This is a genomic window from Bradyrhizobium sp. USDA 4501 (assembly GCF_054062115.1).
The window spans coordinates 4,035,058-4,051,552 of sequence record NZ_JBSSEX010000001.1 but is presented as its reverse complement, the minus strand read 5'-3'; the positions used below and the strand labels follow the sequence as shown (position 1 = coordinate 4,051,552).

The following is a 16,495-nucleotide window of genomic DNA, read 5'->3' as shown; positions in this document are numbered from 1 at the left end:
CTGTAGATTGCAGCGCAATCGAACGGGGTGAGTTGCGATGAATTACTGGCTGGTGAAATCCGAACCGTCGGTCTGGTCGTGGGACCATCAGGTCGCCAAGGGCGCGAAGGGCGAAGCCTGGACCGGCGTGCGCAACTTCACGGCACGGCAGAATCTCGTCAACATGAAGAAGGGCGACAAGGCGTTCTTCTATCATTCCAACGAGGGCAAAGAGATCGTCGGCATCGCCGAGATCATCAAGGAAGCCTATCCCGACCCGACCGACAAGACCGGCAAGTTCGTCTGCGTCGACATCAAGGCCGACAAGCCGCTGAAGACGCCGGTGACGATGGCCGCGATCAAGGCGGACAAGAAGCTCGCCGACATGGCGCTGGTAAAGTATTCGCGGCTTTCAGTGCAGCCGGTGACCGCGGAGGAGTGGAAGTACGTCTGCAAGATGGGCGGGCTGTGATGTCTCGTCCAACTCTACTGTCGTCCCGCGAAGGCCGGGCGAAGGCCGGGACCCATTACCCAAATGTCGATTGCTGAAACGAGCTGGGGCCACAGCGAATTCTAATCACAGGCGGCTGTGGTAACGGGTCCCGGCTTTCGCCGGGACGACGGCTTGCGGGACCTACGCCCCGGCCGCCATCACCACCTGCGCCAGCAATTGCTCGCGCTTGCTTTGGGTGCGGTAGCCTCCCATCGTCGCGGCGAAGCGTTCGAGGATGCCGTCCTCGAACGCGGTGACGATGGTGTCGTGGACATAGCTCTTGCGGCAGATCGCCGGCGTGTTGGACAGCTGGTCGGCGGCGGCGCGGATCGCATCCAGCACCTGGCGCTTGCGGCCGCGCTGGCTGGTGGCCGGCGTGATCCGCGACAGCGATTCCACGACGACCGCCGACGCCATCAGGGTGCGGAAATCCTTCAGCGAGATCTTGATGCCGGCGATCTCGCGCAGGAACGCGTTCACCGCCGTGGTCGAGGCGGCCCGTACCACGCCGGAGCGGTCGTAATACTGAAACATGCGCTTGCCCGGGACGCCGCGCAGGATGCCGATCGCACGCACCAGCTTGGCCGCATCGCATTCCTTGCGCACGGCCTTGCCGCCCTTGGCCTTGAAGGTCAGCACCAGGGAGTCGTCTTCCAGCGTGACGTTGGACTTCAAGAGCGTGGTGGCGCCGCGGGTGCCGTTGAGGCGCGCATAGGATTCGTTGCCAGGCCGGATCGCGGTGCGCGCGATTAGTTCGATCACCGCCGACAGCGCGAACTCGCGCGTCGGCTCGTCGCCGGACAGAAACGCCGAGACCTTGCGCCGGATCTTCGGCAGCGCGGCCACCAGCTTGGCGAGGCGATGCGCCTTGCGCTGCTCGCGAACCTTCTCCCAGTCAGCGTGATAGCGATATTGCAGCCGGCCCGCGGCATCGCGGCCGACTGCCTGCAGATGCGAGCTCGGATCGCTGGAATAGCGCACCTGGCGATAGGCCGGCGGGACCGCCATCGCGTGCAGCCGGCGGATGGTGCGCGCATCGCGGACCCGCGAGCCATTGGCACGGACGAATGAATAGGTCTTGCCGCGCTTGATGCGGCGGATGGTCAATTCGTTCTGGTCGCCGAGCCGCAGGCCCAGATCGCGCGCCAGTTCTTCAACCGTCGTTCTGATGGCAGCGGGCGCGTCGAGCTTGAGTTTTGCCGGCGGCTGCAGCCTTGCCCGCGGCGGCTTGGACGGCCACTGGCCCAGTGCCTTTGCCAAGGCGACAGCGGGATCGGCGGAAACGGGCCGCACAGCCGCGATATTCTGCTGATCCATCATTACTCTCGCAAGACGCCTTGTTCCGCTGTTCTCCCGGTAATGCCGTTGCTTCGGGCTTCGTTCCGGTGGGCCGTCTGGCCTCGGAAACGCGATTTAGGGCGTCGGGGCCGACATTGCGAGTCGCGAATCAGTTATTGACTGTATTAAATTACCTTTCATGGGTGCCATTCGCCCGCTAACGTTGATTTTGGGCTGCCAGGGATCGGACAAAATGACGCGAGCGCGGTGCCGGAAACCGGCGTTTGAACGCCCGGAGGTCCACCGCGGTCCCCCAGATCAGGTCAGCGACCTTGCCCTTTCGCGCGCCGCTCTCGCCGGGGCGCGGCTCGAGCTCGGCAGCCACGGGACGGTCCAACCGCTGGCCGCAATCAAGGATTATTCGGTCACGAACGTGTTGACGCAGCTCATCGCGGCGGCGTCCGACAATTCGTTCAATTGTGCCCGAAGCCGTCGATCAAAATCGGCGTCAGCGCATCGTCGTCGCACGCGGCACCACTGCAGCGACGGCGAACGCGCAGAGAACGATACCACTACGACCAAGAGACCAGTGACCCCGAGCAAGCGATGGCGCATAGGTTTCTCTCGTCGATGCGTTGCGGTAAGCCGTCCTATCACAAGCGGAAGCCGGCGGACTATCCGGCGGCTTCAACGCGACGAAAGTGACAGTCCTTTTTCCTTGCCGGGCCGGAATGCGGCAACGCATAATCGCGGCAATGATCAAGACGGCTTGCCGTCGCGTCGTGCGCGATCGGCAATGAGTGGAGGAAAATGATGTCCGAGAAGATCTATGACGTGTCGGCCGACTGGGCCAAGCGCGCCTATATCGATGACGCCAAATATCGCGAGATGTATGCGCACTCGGTCAAGGACCCGAACGGCTTCTGGGCCGAGCACGGCAAGCGGATCGACTGGATCAAGCCCTTCACCAAGGTCGAGAACGTCTCCTTCGCACCGGGCAACATCTCGATCAAATGGTTCGAGGATGGCGTGCTGAACGTCGCCTGGAACTGCATCGACCGCCATCTCGACAAGCGCGGCGACCAGACCGCGATCATCTGGGAGGGCGACGATCCCTCCGAATCCAAACACATCACCTACCGCCAGCTGCACGACGAAGTCTGCAAGATGGCCAACATCCTGCGCACGCGGAACGTCAAGAAGGGCGATCGCGTCACGATCTATCTGCCGATGATTCCGGAAGCGGCCTACGCCATGCTGGCCTGCGCGCGGATCGGCGCCATTCATTCGGTGGTGTTCGGCGGTTTCTCGCCGGACAGCCTCGCGCAGCGCATCAAGGACTGCGACTCGAAGGTGGTGATCACCGCCGACGAGGGCCTGCGCGGCGGCAGGAAAGTGCCGCTGAAGGCCAATGTCGATGCCGCCATCGCCAAGACCGGCGGCGTCGATTGGGTCGTAGTGGTGAAGCGCACCGGCGGCAAGATCGACATGAACCCGACCCGCGACCTCTGGTATCACGAGGCCGCTGCCATGGTGACGACGGAATGCCCGGCCGAGCATATGCACGCCGAGGACCCGCTGTTCATCCTCTACACCTCGGGCTCGACCGGAACGCCGAAGGGCGTGCTGCACACCTCGGCCGGCTACCTCGTCTTTGCGTCGATGACGCATCAATACGTGTTCGATTATCACGACGGCGACATCTATTGGTGCACCGCCGACGTCGGCTGGGTCACGGGCCACAGCTACATTCTCTACGGGCCGCTCTGTAACGGCGCGACCACGCTGATGTTCGAGGGCGTGCCGAACTATCCGGACAATTCGCGCTTCTGGAACGTGGTCGACAAGCACAAGGTCAACATCTTCTACACCGCACCGACCGCGATCCGCGCGCTGATGCAGGGCGGCGACGAGCCGGTGAAGAAGACCTCGCGCAAATCGCTGCGCCTGCTCGGCTCGGTCGGCGAGCCGATCAATCCGGAAGCCTGGGAGTGGTATTACCGCGTGGTCGGCGACGACCGCTGCCCGATCGTCGACACCTGGTGGCAGACCGAGACCGGCGGCATCCTGATCACGCCGCTGCCCGGCGCGACCAAGCTGAAGCCCGGTTCGGCGACACGGCCGTTCTTCGGCGTGGTGCCGGAGATCGTCGATGCCGACGGCAAGACGCTGGACGGCGAGACCTCGGGCAATCTCTGCCTGACCAGGTCATGGCCGGGCCAGATGCGCACGGTCTATGGCGACCACGCGCGGTTCGAGCAGACCTATTTCTCGACCTACAAGAACAAGTATTTCACCGGCGACGGCTGCCGGCGCGATGCCGACGGCTATTACTGGATCACCGGCCGCGTCGACGACGTCATCAACGTCTCCGGCCACCGCATGGGCACCGCCGAGGTCGAGAGCTCGCTGGTCGCGCATGAGGCGGTCTCGGAGGCCGCGGTCGTCGGCTATCCGCACGACATCAAGGGCCAGGGCATCTACGCCTATGTCACGCTGATGAAGGGCACCGAGCCGACAGAAGCGCTGCGCAAGGAGCTGGTCGCCTGGGTCCGCAAGGACATCGGGCCGATCGCCTCGCCGGACCTGATCCAGTTCGCGCCCGGCCTGCCCAAGACGCGCTCCGGCAAGATCATGCGCCGCATCCTGCGCAAGATCGCCGAGGACGAGTCGTCGAGCCTCGGCGACACCTCGACCCTGGCCGATCCGGCCGTGGTCGACGACCTCGTGCAGAACCGTCAGAACAAGAAGGGCGCGCCGGCGTAAGGCCAGCAGCAGCAAGGATCAGAAGACCAAAGAAGGGCCGCGCGCGATCACCGCCGCGGCCCTTCCCGTTTTCTGCAACGGGCGCTTCACGGGATTGTCATAGGCAAGGCGCGATTGAGGCGCGTTTGTGGCGAAGTGTTGTTTCCAGGTCATTTACTTTAATCCGAACTTTTCATTCTCTCCCGCCATCAAGACGTGTCTCGCGGCCGGTGTGAAACCACCCGGTTAACACACGCAGTTAATGTTGCGTGCGTGAGACCGGCAGGCCCGGTTTTTCAAGGGCTCTGCATCTTCGTTTTTGGCTTCCTTGCGGGAGCTGTTGGGAAGTGGAGAGGTTGATGTCGAGGAAGTTTGCGGTGGCGCTGGCTGCCACCCTTGGTGCGGTTGCTTTGATATCGCAGGCGGCCGAAGCCCGGCCGGAACTGGTGGGAATACACGCCGACAACTATGAGCCAGGCACCATCGTCGTGAAGACCAACGAACGGCGGCTCTACCTCATTCTCGATTCCGGCCACGCGATGCGTTATCCGGTCGGTGTCGGCAAGTCCGGCAAGCAGTGGGCCGGCACCACGAAGATCGACGGCAAATATCGCAACCCAGCCTGGTCGCCGCCCGCCGAGGTCAAGCGCGACAAGCCCAGCATCCCGAACGTGATCGCCGGCGGCTCGCCGCATAACCCGATGGGCGTCGCTGCGATGACGCTGGCCGGCGGTGAATATGCGATCCACGGCACCAACGTGCCGGGCTCGGTCGGCGGTTTCGTCTCCTACGGCTGCATCCGCATGCTCAACACCGACATCACCGACCTCTATTCGCGCGTCGAGATTGGCACGACGGTCGTCGTCACCCGCTGATCAGGCACAGCGCCTCGTCCAAAGCAAGGCCGCGCAGATGCGCGGCTTTTGTTTGCCCAGCCTGGTTTGACGCTGTCGCCTAGCGCGCGAAATATCCGCACCAGCCGAACCGGTGCCCGCCATTGTAGGCCCGCGCATGACCGGCCGCGAGCAGCGCGGCCGAGACGTTGTCGGTCTTCCTGGTCGCGACGTCGGCGACGACACGGCCCTGATATTTGTCGGGACCGACATTGTAGATCGCGACGTCGCCCTGGCCGAGCAGGTCACGCAGCGCCACCGTCGCCGCTTGCGCCATCTGCAGTTCGCGCGCACACGACGCCTTCAGCTCCGGCGCATCGATGCCGCGCAGCCGGACTCGCGTGTACAGATCCGGGCCCGGCGAGAAATGCACCCGCGCCTCGAACGTGTCGCCGTCGATCGTCCTGATCACATCAACGTTGTGCCTGATGTCGGGCGCGCCGGCCCGCTGCCAGATCACGTCGGTGTCGCGCGACCTGCCGAGCGACCAATGCGGCGGCAGATGCACCCATTGTCGGATCGGCAGCGTGCTGCCGACGGCAATGCCGAGCACGAACACCCATGGCAGCGCCGCCGAGACGCGGCGGCCCCAAGGTGATCTTCGGAAGGGCGGACGTCCCGTCCCACGATAAGCATTTATTCTTTCGTATGGGGACATTTTCCCAGACTGGCGCGAGTCGAGCCGTCAGGCAAGGCTCTCAGAAGTCCGAGGCGATGCCCTTGGTCTCCCAATCGCCGTAACGCGTCGGTTCCGGCCCCTTCGGACCCTGGAACTCCTTCGGCCGCGCCGCCGCGTTCTGCGCGGCCGCCTCCTCGGCAGCCCTGCGCCGCGCCGCGGCCTCGGCGAGCGCGCGTTGCGCGGCTGGCGTCAGCGGCTTGCGCGGCGCGGCCTCCAGCGGCGATGACAACGGCGATTTATCAGACATGGCAAAACTTTCTGCCTGCGGATTCCGTATCTCTGTACTGGCTCAGTGACGACATCACGATCACGAAATCCCGCAAGGCGATTCTTACATTTGGCATATTCGCATGCCAGAGGTGGTATGGAGTTGATGGGCATGAGCCGAATGTAACTCAGCACCTTCGAGATATCTCCGCTTCATGCCTCCTTCAAGATTTGCAGTACCTGCCGAAGTCCCCGGTCTCGCGGCTCGCCGCATCGCGGCCGACATCCTCGATGGCGTGCTGCACAAGCACCGCACGCTCGACGACCAGCTCGACGGCGCCGGCGCGCATCCCGGCCTGAAATCGCTCGCCGATCGCGACCGTGCGCTGATGCGCCGGCTGGTGTCGACCATCTTGCGCAAGCTCGGCACGCTCGGCCATCTGCTGTCGCGCCTGCTCGATCGCGGCATCCCGACCGATGCGCCGCGCGCGCAGAGCGCGCTCCTGATCGGCGCGGCACAGATTCTCTGGATGGACGTGCCCGACCATGCCGCGGTCGATCTCTCGGTGCGGCTGGTGCAGTCCGACCGGCGCGCCGCGAAATATGCCGGGCTCGTCAACGCCGTGCTGCGCCGCTGCGCGCGCGAGGGCCAGGGCCTGATCGACGAGATCAGCATGCAGACCCTGGACCTGCCGCCATGGATGCTGGCGCGCTGGAACGCGCATTACGGCGAAGCTACCGCGCGCGACATGGCGCTTGCGCTCGGCCACGAGCCGTCGCTCGATCTGACGGTGAAGTCGGACGCGGCGCAATGGGCGACCCGCCTGCACGGCGAGACGCTGCCGACGGGAACCGTGCGCACGCTGCTGCAGGGTTCCGTCACGATGCTGCCCGGCTTTGCCGAAGGACAGTGGTGGGTGCAGGACGCCGCCGCCGCGCTGCCGGTGCGGCTGTTCGGCGACATCAAGGACAAGGCGGTCGCGGATCTCTGCGCCGCGCCCGGCGGCAAGACCGCCCAGCTCGCGCTGGCCGGCGCGCACGTCACCGCGGTCGACCGCTCGCCGGCGCGCGTGGCGCGGCTGCGCGACAATCTCACGCGTCTGGCCTTGCAGGCCGAGACCGTCGTTGCCGACGCCGCCGAATGGCCCGCCGAGGCCGCAAGCTTCGACGGTATCCTGGTCGATGCGCCCTGCAGCTCGACGGGAACCATCCGCCGCCACCCCGACGTCGCCTGGCTGCGGCAGGAAGGCGACATCGCCGCGCTGTCGGCGCTGCAGAAGCGGCTGCTGCAAAAAGCCGCCAATCTGCTGAAGCCCGGCGGCACGCTGGTCTACTGTACCTGCTCGCTGGAGCCGGAGGAAGGCGAGCACGCGATCGCCGCGCTGCTGGCGAGCGAATCAGGCCTGCGCCGTGCGCCGGTCGAGACAAGCGAGGTCGCCGGCCTCGACGACATCATCACCGCCGACGGCGATCTGCGCACTTTGCCGAGCCATTTGCCCAATGCCGACCCGCGGCTCGGCGGGCTGGATGGATTTTACGCGGCCCGGCTGGTTAAATCCTGATTTTAAACTTCAGTCCTCTAAGCTCGAAGTGATTCGTGCGGTATCAAGAGGGTGCCTGGGCAAGTTTCTTGGCAGGTGTCTTGGCCGCGTTTCCGGACTAAATAAGGATTCGTTGAAAATTCCCTCCCCGCAAGGTTAGGCGTGTCGGTCGCTCAAAGCAGACGCATCTCGACGCTGATTGCTGGCCGCTTTGCCCGCAGCATGCTCGCACGCGCCAGCGGGAGCACGGTTGCGCTGTCGCGGCTCTGGCCCGGCCGCACCGACCGGCTGGTCATCGCCCCGCACGATCTGCGGACCGCCGACGCCACCCGCGCGGCCGAGATCTATGCCGGACGATTCGTCTTCGCCGGCAAGATCGTCACCTGCCACGGCCGCTCGATCTTCGATCTCGAGCCGCCGTCGGAGGATTGGGAAGCCGCCCTGCTCGGCTTCGGCTGGCTGCGCCATCTGCGCGCCGCCGACACCGCGCTGACCCGCGCCAACGCCCGTTCGCTGGTCGACGACTGGATCTCCAACCAGGCCCGCAAGCGGCCGCTGGAGCGCCGCGCCGATGTGCGCGCGCGGCGGGTGATCTCGCTGCTGTCGCAGGCTCCATTGGTGCTCGGCGACACCGACGGAAAATTCTACCGCAAATATCTGCGCGGGCTGGCGCGCGAGATCCGTTATCTGCGCCACGCGACGCTCGACAATGACGGCGTTCCGCGCCTGCAGGTGCTGATCGCGCTGTGCTACGCCTCGCTCTGTCTCGCCAACCAGGCGCGCAACATCAAATCGGCGACGCGCAAGCTGTCCGACGAATTGCAGCGCCAGATCCTGCCCGATGGCGGCCACATCTCGCGCAATCCCGGCGCGCTGGTCGAGCTGCTCAGCGATCTCCTGCCGCTGCGGCAGACCTTTGCCGCACGGAATATCGCGCCGCCGCCGGCGCTGCTCAACGCGATCGACCGCATGATGCCGATGCTGCGCTTCTTCCGGCACGGCGACGGCAGCTTCGCGCTGTTCAACGGCATGAGCACCGCGCCGTCCGATCTCGTCGCGACGCTGCTCGCCTATGACGACACCCGCGGCGTGCCGATGGCGAGCATGCCGCATACCGGCTTTCAGCGGCTTGATGCCGGCAACACCGCCTTGATCATCGATACCGGCCCGCCGCCGCCGGCCAGCGTCAGCCAGGACGCGCATGCCGGCTGCCTGTCGTTCGAGCTCTCCTCCGGGGTGAGCCGCATTGTCGTCAATTGCGGCATGCCAAGCACAGGCCGCGACAATTGGCGGCCGTTCGCGCGCTCCACCGCGGCGCATTCGACGCTGACCTATCGCGACGCCTCGTCATGCCAGTTCGTCGAGCTGTCGGCGATGAAGCGGCTGCTCCGCGGCGCGCCCATCACCAGCGGTCCGAGCAATGTCGAGAGCTACCGCGAAGCCGTTCCCGACGGCGACGTGCTCACCGCCTCGCATGACGGCTATCTCTCGCGCTTCGGCGTGATCCACCGCCGTGTGCTGATGGTCTCGCAGGACGGCACGCGGCTGGAGGGCGAAGATTCGCTGTCGCCGGCGCCGGGCGGCCGCATCAAGGGCAGCGAGGCCGATTTCGCGCTGCGCTTCCATTTGCATCCCTCGGTGAAGGCGAGCCGGCTGTCGGATGCCCGCGGCGTGATGCTGGTGCTGCCCAACCGCGACGTCTGGACCTTCGAGGCGATGGACGACAAGGTCGATCTCGAGGACAGCGTGTTCCTGGCCGGCAATGACGGCCCGCGCCGCACCTCCCAGATCGTGATCCGGCAGGACGCGAGGCAGGCCGGCACCATCCGCTGGAGCTTCGTGCGCTCCTCGACCTCGGCCTCCGCCACCACCGCACGCCGCAACGCCCGCCGCGAGCCGGAACTGCCGCTGTAGGACGGGTGAGTCCTCCGACCCGTCATCCTGAGGAGCCGCGAAGCGGCGTCTCGAAGGATGCACGGCCCCGCCGGTGGCCGTCGACCCTTCGAGACGCGCTGCGCGCTCCTCAGCGTGACGGGGAAAGAATACCGGACCACCCTCAATTTGCGGGGAATCAGGCGCATGTACCGGTTTCGTACGGCACAAAACCATGCTACCCGGCTGCCTTAACAGCCAGGGATTTTCCGATATGACCGAGCAGCTTCGCCGCGTGACCCGCGCTCTGTTGTCCGTCTCCGACAAGGCCGGACTGATCGATTTCGCCAAGGCGCTGGCCGACCATGGCGTCGAGCTGGTCTCGACCGGCGCGGCACCGCCAAGGCGATCGCGGCGGCCGGGCTGAAGGTCAAGGACGTCTCCGAGCTCACCGGTTTTCCGGAGATGATGGATGGCCGGGTCAAGACGCTGCACCCGAAGGTGCATGGCGGCCTGCTCGCGATCCGCGACAACAAGGAACACACCGCGGCGATGGCTTCGCACGGCATCGCGCCGATCGACCTCTTGGTCGTCAACCTCTATCCGTTCGAGGCCACCGTCGACAAAGGCGCCGGCTTCGAGGAGTGCATCGAGAACATCGACATCGGCGGTCCCGCGATGATCCGCGCCGCGGCCAAGAACCATGACGACGTCGCCGTGGTGGTCGAGGCGAACGACTATTCTGCCGTGCTCGACGAGCTCGCCGCGCACAAGGGCGCAACCTCGCTTCAGTTGCGCCGCCGGCTCGCCGCCAAGGCCTATGCGCGCACGGCGGCCTATGACGCCGCGATCTCGAACTGGTTTGCCGTACAGCTCGACACCAAGGCGCCGGACTTCCGCGCCTTTGGCGGCAAGCTGATCCAGTCGCTGCGCTATGGCGAGAACCCGCACCAGACCGCGGCGTTCTATGCCACGCCAGAGAAGCGGCCGGGCGTCGCGACCGCGCGCCAGCTGCAGGGCAAGGAACTGTCCTACAACAACATCAACGACACCGACGCGGCCTATGAATGCGTCGGCGAGTTCGACCCGCAGCGCACCGCGGCCTGCGTCATCGTCAAGCACGCCAATCCCTGCGGCGTCGCCGAGGGCCCCGATCTCGCCACCGCCTATGCCCGCGCGCTCGCCTGCGATTCCACCTCGGCCTATGGCGGCATCATCGCGGTCAATCGCACGCTCGATGCGGATGCCGCGCGCGCCATCATCGGCATCTTCACCGAGGTGATCATCGCGCCCGACGCAACCGAGGAGGCGATCTCGATCATCGCCGGCCGGCGCAATCTGCGCCTGCTGCTCGCCGGCGGCCTGCCGAACGCGCGCGCGGTCGGCCTCACCGCCAAGACCGTCGCCGGCGGCCTCCTGGTGCAGAGCCGCGACAATGCCGTGGTCGAGGACATGAACCTGAAGGTCGCGACCAAGCGTGCGCCGACCGACGCCGAGCTGCGCGATCTCAAATTCGCGTTCCGCGTCGCCAAGCACGTCAAGTCGAACACCATCATCTACGCCAAGGACCTCGCGACCGTCGGCATCGGCGCCGGCCAGATGAGCCGGGTCGATTCGGCACGGATCGCCGCGCGCAAGGCGCTGGACGCGGCCGCCGAGCTGAAGCTCGCCGAGCCCCTGACCAAGGGTTCGGTGGTCGCCTCCGACGCCTTCTTCCCGTTCGCCGACGGCATGCTCGCCTGCATCGAGGCCGGCGCCACCGCGGTGATCCAGCCCGGCGGCTCGATGCGCGACGACGAGGTGATCAAGGCCGCCGACGAGCACGGCATCGCCATGGTGTTCACCGGCGTGCGGCATTTCCGGCACTAGAGCAACCTGTCGTCCCTGCGAAAGCAGGGACCCATAACCACAAGCGTGTCTTGTTGGAACGAGCTGAGGCTCCAGCGCCGCGCAACACGAGCAGCGGTGGTTATGGGTCCCGGCTCGCGCTTCGCTTGGCCGGGACGACAGTGTTTATTATTCCCGCACCTTCGCCAATAGCGCCAGTCCCGCGACGAAGAACGCCACCAGCACCGCCATGCCGGCCTTCTGGCTCGCGGTCGCCGCGGTGATCGCGCCGATCAGGAGCGGGCCGATGAACGACGTCACCTTGCCGGTAAGCGCGAACAAGCCAAAATACTGCGCGATGCGATCCTTCGGCGCGAGGCGGATCAGGAGCGAGCGCGAGGCGGCCTGCAGCGGCGCACCCGTGGCGCCGATCAGGCAGCCCAGCACGATGTAGGCGCGCTCGGCGGCGCCCGCGAACAACGGACCGCCAGGCACCGGCGGCACGACCTGGATGAACAGGACAGAATCCTTGTTCACGGTGAGGATCACGACGATCGCAAACAGCAGGATCAGCAAGCTGGCGGTGATCACGCGCTTCGGTCCAAATGCATCATCGAGCTTGCCACCGATCCAGCCGCCGAACGTGCCGGCCACCGCGAGGATGATGCCGAAGGTACCGATCCGGATCGTGTCCCAGCCGAACGTGCCTGCGGCATAGATGCCGCCGAACGCAAACAGCGAGACCAGCCCGTCGGTGTAGATCATGTTCGCCAGCAGGAAGCGCGCCAGTGACTTCTGCTTCGGCAGGCTCGACAACGATTGCCTGAGCTCGCGCAGGCCTTCGCCGAGCGCCGCGCGCATCGGGCGCCTCGTCGGATAGTCCGGCGTGAACAGGAACATCGGCGTCACGAAGATGATGAACCACAACCCGGTCAGCGGACCGGTGATGCGGTCGCCTTCATGCATGGCGGGATCGAGACCGAACAGCGGCGTGAAGCCGAACAGCGTGCGGCCGGTCTCGGCATTGGCGGCAAGAAAGCCGAGCACGAGAACAAGACTCAGGATGCCCCCGACATAGCCGGTGGCCCAGCCGGTGCCCGACAGCCGCCCGATCCTGTCCGGCGGCACCAGGGTCGGCATCATCGCATTGTTGAACACGGTCGCGAACTCGACACCGACGCTCGCAATCGCATAGGCGAGCAGCAGCATAGGGATGATGTCGGGATTGCCGGGCTTGCCGATCCACATCGCGCTGGCGCCGATCACGAGCAGCGCGCCGAAGCCCGCGATCCACGGCTTGCGCCGGCCGCTGGCATCGGCGATTGCCCCCAGCACCGGGGACAGCAGCGCGATCGCAAGTCCGGCCGCCGCGGTGGCAAAGCCCCACAGCGCCTGGCCGCTCGCGGCATCAGGCGCGACGAAGCTCGCGAAATAAGGCGCGAACACAAAGGTCGTGATCAGTGTGAAATATGGCTGCGCAGCCCAATCGAAGAAGATCCAGCTGATGACGGCGGCGCGGCCAGGATAAACCTTGGTGGTGGCCTTCGCGTCACCGGCGCCCGTCTGCATTGTTGCCGTCATCGCGAAAGATATCCCCCAACTCGAACCACAGGCAGGCTTTTGCCGCTCCAATCCGCTCCCATATAGCATGGGCCGGTTTGACTGATACGGCGATGAACTGGGCAGGACATTTCGATGGCGCTGACGGCAACGATGTCGCGACGGCTGTTTGCCGCTCTCCTGATGATTGGTATCGCGACGCCTGCCCTCGGCCAGGTCCAGCGCCGCTTCTATGAACCTTCGGCCGCGGACACGATTCGCAGCATTCACGCCGAAAACGGCATGGTGGTGGCGCAGGAGAAGCTGGCTGCGCAAGTTGGCGCCGACATCCTGCGACAGGGCGGCAACGCGGTCGACGCCGCGGTCGCCACCGGCTTCGCGATGGCGGTGACCTATCCGCGCGCCGGCAATATCGGCGGCGGCGGTTTCATGGTGATCCATCTCGCCGGGCGCAATGAGGATGTCGCGATCGACTATCGCGAGACCGCGCCGCAGGCCGCTACCCGCGACATGTTCCTGAACGCCGACGGCAAGCCCGATTCCGACAAGTCGCGCAACTCCGCGCTCGCGATCGGCGTGCCCGGTACGGTCGCGGGTCTCGCGCTCGCACTGGAGAAATACGGCTCCGGCAAGTTCACGCTGGCGCAGAGCCTCAAGCCCGCGATCGATCTCGCGCGTGACGGATTCATCGTCACCGACGACACATCGGACACGCTGAACGACATGTATCGCCGCATGTCGCGCTGGCCGAATTCGGCCAAAACATTCTCGCACGCCGACGGCACGCCGCTGCGCGAGGGCGACCGCCTGATCCAGGGCGATCTCGCCGGCGTATTGACTGATATTGCCGAACAGGGCCCGCGCGGCTTCTACGAAGGTCCGATTGCCGAGAAGCTTGTCAGCGGCATCAAGAATGCCGGCGGCATCTTTACGCTCGAGGATCTGAAATCCTACCAGCCGGTAATCCGCACGCCGATCCGCGGCAGCTATCGCGGCTACGACATCGTCTCGATGCCGCAGCCCTCCTCCGGCGGCGTCGTGCTGCTGGAGATCCTCAACATCCTCGAAGGCTTTCCGATGTCCGACATGAAGCAGGGCTCGGCCGCCTCGCTGCATGTGATGATCGAGGCGATGAAGCGGGCCTATGCCGATCGCGCGCGCTATCTCGGCGATCCCGCCTTCGTTGACGCGCCGACGCAATTGCTGATCGACAAGGATTATGCCGCCAAACAGCGCGCCACCATCGATCTTGCCCGCGCCACGCCCTGGACCGATGTGCGCAACGCCAAGCAGCCTCACGAAGGCGACAACACCACGCATTACTCTGTCGTCGATGCCGGCGGCAACGCCGTCAGCAACACCTATACGCTGAACTTCCCGTACGGCGTCGGCCTCGTCGCCGACGGCACCGGCGTGCTGCTCAACAACGAGCTCGACGATTTCACCGCAGCGCCCGGCGCCTCCAACGCCTTCGGCCTGGTCGGCTTCGAGGCCAATCTGCCGGGACCCGGCAAGCGTCCGCTGTCGTCGATGTCGCCGACCATCGTGCTGAAGGACGGCAAGCCGGTGCTGGTGACGGGCTCGCCCGGCGGCAGCCGCATCATCTCCGCCGTGACGCAGATCATCGTCGACGTGATCGACTACAAGATGGACATCGCGGCCGCGGTCGCCGCGCCCCGCATGCACCATCAATGGCTGCCCGACGAGGTCCGGATCGAGCGCGGCTTTCCCGACGGGGTGCTGACCGAGCTGAAGGCCAAGGGCCACAAGCTGGTCGAGCCGCTCGGCTACTCCTCCGCGAACTCGATCCTCGTCACGACCAACGGTCTGCTCGGCGCGCCGGATCCGCGCACGCGCGGCTCGGAGGCCGCGGGGTACTAAAGGATGATCCGCACCTAAGGCGTGCAAACGCGGCTTTGCCCCGCCTGCAACATCGCGATAGATTGGCGGTCCGCGCACCTCCGGCCGCGGATCGCAAACAGCCGGTGAAAGATTTCTCCGGGGAACGCGCATGAGCACGGCCGAATCCAAGTCAATGGAAGTCGCAGAGATCGAGGACACCAGCCTCCTCGCCTTCTATCGCGACATGAACCTGCAGGAGCGGCGCACGTTCTGGGCCTGCGCGTCGGGCTGGACGCTCGACGGCATGGATTTCATGATCTATCCGCTGGTGATCGGCACCATCATCACGCTCTGGAAAGTTGACCCCGGCACCGCCGGCCTCGCGGGCACCGTGACGCTGCTGGCCTCGGCCGTCGGCGGCTGGCTCGGCGGCTATCTGTCCGACCGGATCGGCCGGGTGAAGACTCTGCAGCTCACCATCATCTGGTTCTCGTTCTTCTCGCTGGTCTGCGCATTGGTGCAGAATTTCGATCAGCTCTTGATCGCCCGCGCGCTGCTCGGGCTCGGCTTCGGCGGTGAATGGGCCGCCGGCGCGGTGCTGATCGGCGAGGCGATCCGGCCGCAGTATCGCGGACGTGCGGTCGGCTCGGTGCAGTCGGGCTGGGCGGTCGGCTGGGGCCTTGCGGTGCTGGCGCAGGCGATCCTGTTCTCGGTGCTGCCGGCGGAGAACGCCTGGCGCTGGATGTTCGTGATCGGCGCACTGCCGGCGCTGCTCGTGTTCTACCTGCGCCGCTACGTCACCGAGCCGGAAATCTCCGCCGCGACCATGGCGCAGGCGCAGGCCTCCGGCAGCGGCCCCGCCGCGTTGTGGGAGATCTTCCACGGACCGATCCTGAAGACCACGCTTCTGGCCTCCCTGGTCGGCACCGGCATGCAGGGCGGCTATTACGCCATCACCTTCTGGGTGCCGCGCTTCCTTACCACCGAGCGCAAGCTCTCGGTGGTCGGCTCGACCGGCTATCTCGCGACGCTGATCATCGGCTCCTTCATCGGCTATCTGGTCGGCGCCTGGCTCGCCGACCGGATCGGCCGGCGCAATCTGTTCCTGATCTTCTCGATCGGCGCGATCGCGGTGGTGCTGCTCTACACCCAGCTGCCGCTGTCCAACGAGGTGCTGTGGGTGCTGGGCTTCCCGCTCGGCTTCTTTGCCTCGGGCTATTTCTCCGGCATGGGCGCGTTCCTGACCGAACTGTATCCGACCCGGCTGCGTGGCTCCGGCCAGGGCTTCTGCTACAATTTCGGCCGCGGCATCGGCGCGCTGTTCCCGTTCCTGGTCGGCGCGCTGTCGACCACGACCACGCTCGCCAACGCGATCGCGATCTTCGCGGTGGCGGCCTACGGCGTGTTCTTCATTGCCGCCTACGCGCTGCCGGAAACCCGCGGCCGCGTGCTGCATGCGGATGGTTAGGCGGAAAGATAACCCTCACCCCAACCTCGAGAGCGAGCTTCGCTCGCCTCGGGCTCCCCCAAGGGGAGAGGGAGCCTGACAATGGTGCGTCCCTAACTGGAGGCCATTCTC

At 65.7% G+C, this 16,495-nt stretch carries 12 protein-coding genes and 1 pseudogene; 8 read left to right on the top strand and 5 right to left on the bottom strand.

Annotated features, from left to right (window positions below; genetic code table 11):
- Window positions 1–37 precede the first annotated feature (37 nt).
- Complete coding sequence (locus ACVWZM_RS18625) at window positions 38–451, top strand: EVE domain-containing protein (RefSeq protein ID WP_057021328.1); 414 nt, start codon at window positions 38–40, stop codon at window positions 449–451.
- A gap of 162 nt (window positions 452–613) precedes the next feature.
- Here the strand turns inward: ACVWZM_RS18625 and ACVWZM_RS18620 are convergent, their stop codons facing one another.
- Window positions 614–1,792, bottom strand: coding sequence for a DNA topoisomerase IB (locus ACVWZM_RS18620; RefSeq protein ID WP_076835000.1), 1,179 nt, complete (start codon window positions 1,790–1,792; stop codon window positions 614–616).
- A gap of 771 nt (window positions 1,793–2,563) precedes the next feature.
- Here ACVWZM_RS18620 and acs point away from each other — a divergent pair.
- On the top strand, window positions 2,564–4,516 hold the full coding sequence (gene acs, locus ACVWZM_RS18615) for an acetate--CoA ligase (protein ID WP_057021358.1): 1,953 nt from the start codon (window positions 2,564–2,566) through the stop codon (window positions 4,514–4,516).
- A gap of 18 nt (window positions 4,517–4,534) precedes the next feature.
- Here the strand turns inward: acs and ACVWZM_RS18610 are convergent, their stop codons facing one another.
- A complete protein-coding gene (locus ACVWZM_RS18610) occupies window positions 4,535–4,669 on the bottom strand; it encodes a hypothetical protein (RefSeq protein WP_283809232.1) in 135 nt (44 codons plus the stop codon).
- A gap of 185 nt (window positions 4,670–4,854) precedes the next feature.
- On the opposite strand from ACVWZM_RS18610, the gene ACVWZM_RS18605 reads away from it, so the two are divergent.
- Window positions 4,855–5,370 (top strand): L,D-transpeptidase, encoded by a 516-nt coding sequence (locus tag ACVWZM_RS18605; RefSeq protein WP_057021359.1) that lies wholly within the window; start codon window positions 4,855–4,857, stop codon window positions 5,368–5,370.
- 79 nt (window positions 5,371–5,449) lie between these two features.
- Here the strand turns inward: ACVWZM_RS18605 and ACVWZM_RS18600 are convergent, their stop codons facing one another.
- The gene (locus ACVWZM_RS18600; protein ID WP_210262897.1) at window positions 5,450–6,046 is read right to left on the bottom strand and encodes a thermonuclease family protein; all 597 of its coding nucleotides are present in this window, start codon (window positions 6,044–6,046) and stop codon (window positions 5,450–5,452) included.
- Window positions 6,047–6,086: 40 nt separating this feature from the next.
- Entirely contained in the window at window positions 6,087–6,314 is a 228-nt protein-coding gene (locus ACVWZM_RS18595; RefSeq protein WP_057021331.1) for a DUF1674 domain-containing protein, read from the bottom strand.
- A 175-nt stretch (window positions 6,315–6,489) separates the two neighbouring features.
- Here ACVWZM_RS18595 and ACVWZM_RS18590 point away from each other — a divergent pair, with 175 nt between their 5' ends.
- The 3 genes and pseudogenes from ACVWZM_RS18590 (at window position 6,490) to purH (ending at window position 11,556) form a co-directional block, all read left to right on the top strand.
- Window positions 6,490–7,836 carry an RsmB/NOP family class I SAM-dependent RNA methyltransferase gene (locus tag ACVWZM_RS18590; protein ID WP_057021332.1) on the top strand — a complete coding sequence of 449 codons (1,347 nt, stop codon included), beginning with the start codon at window positions 6,490–6,492 and terminating at the stop codon, window positions 7,834–7,836.
- Window positions 7,837–7,977: 141 nt separating this feature from the next.
- Complete coding sequence (locus ACVWZM_RS18585) at window positions 7,978–9,729, top strand: heparinase II/III domain-containing protein (protein ID WP_168858083.1); 1,752 nt, start codon at window positions 7,978–7,980, stop codon at window positions 9,727–9,729.
- A 232-nt stretch (window positions 9,730–9,961) separates the two neighbouring features.
- Window positions 9,962–11,556, top strand: a pseudogene (gene purH / locus ACVWZM_RS18580) (bifunctional phosphoribosylaminoimidazolecarboxamide formyltransferase/IMP cyclohydrolase).
- Between the two features lie 147 nt (window positions 11,557–11,703).
- On the opposite strand, the gene ACVWZM_RS18575 reads toward purH, so the two are convergent.
- A complete protein-coding gene (locus tag ACVWZM_RS18575; RefSeq protein WP_456856709.1) occupies window positions 11,704–13,083 on the bottom strand; it encodes an MFS transporter in 1,380 nt (459 codons plus the stop codon).
- 126 nt (window positions 13,084–13,209) lie between these two features.
- Between ACVWZM_RS18575 and ggt the strand changes: the two genes are divergently transcribed.
- Window positions 13,210–14,955 carry a gamma-glutamyltransferase gene (ggt, locus tag ACVWZM_RS18570; RefSeq protein ID WP_456854158.1) on the top strand — a complete coding sequence of 582 codons (1,746 nt, stop codon included), beginning with the start codon at window positions 13,210–13,212 and terminating at the stop codon, window positions 14,953–14,955.
- A 130-nt stretch (window positions 14,956–15,085) separates the two neighbouring features.
- Complete coding sequence (locus tag ACVWZM_RS18565; RefSeq protein WP_057021337.1) at window positions 15,086–16,384, top strand: MFS transporter; 1,299 nt, start codon at window positions 15,086–15,088, stop codon at window positions 16,382–16,384.
- The last annotated feature ends 111 nt before the right edge of the window (window positions 16,385–16,495 follow it).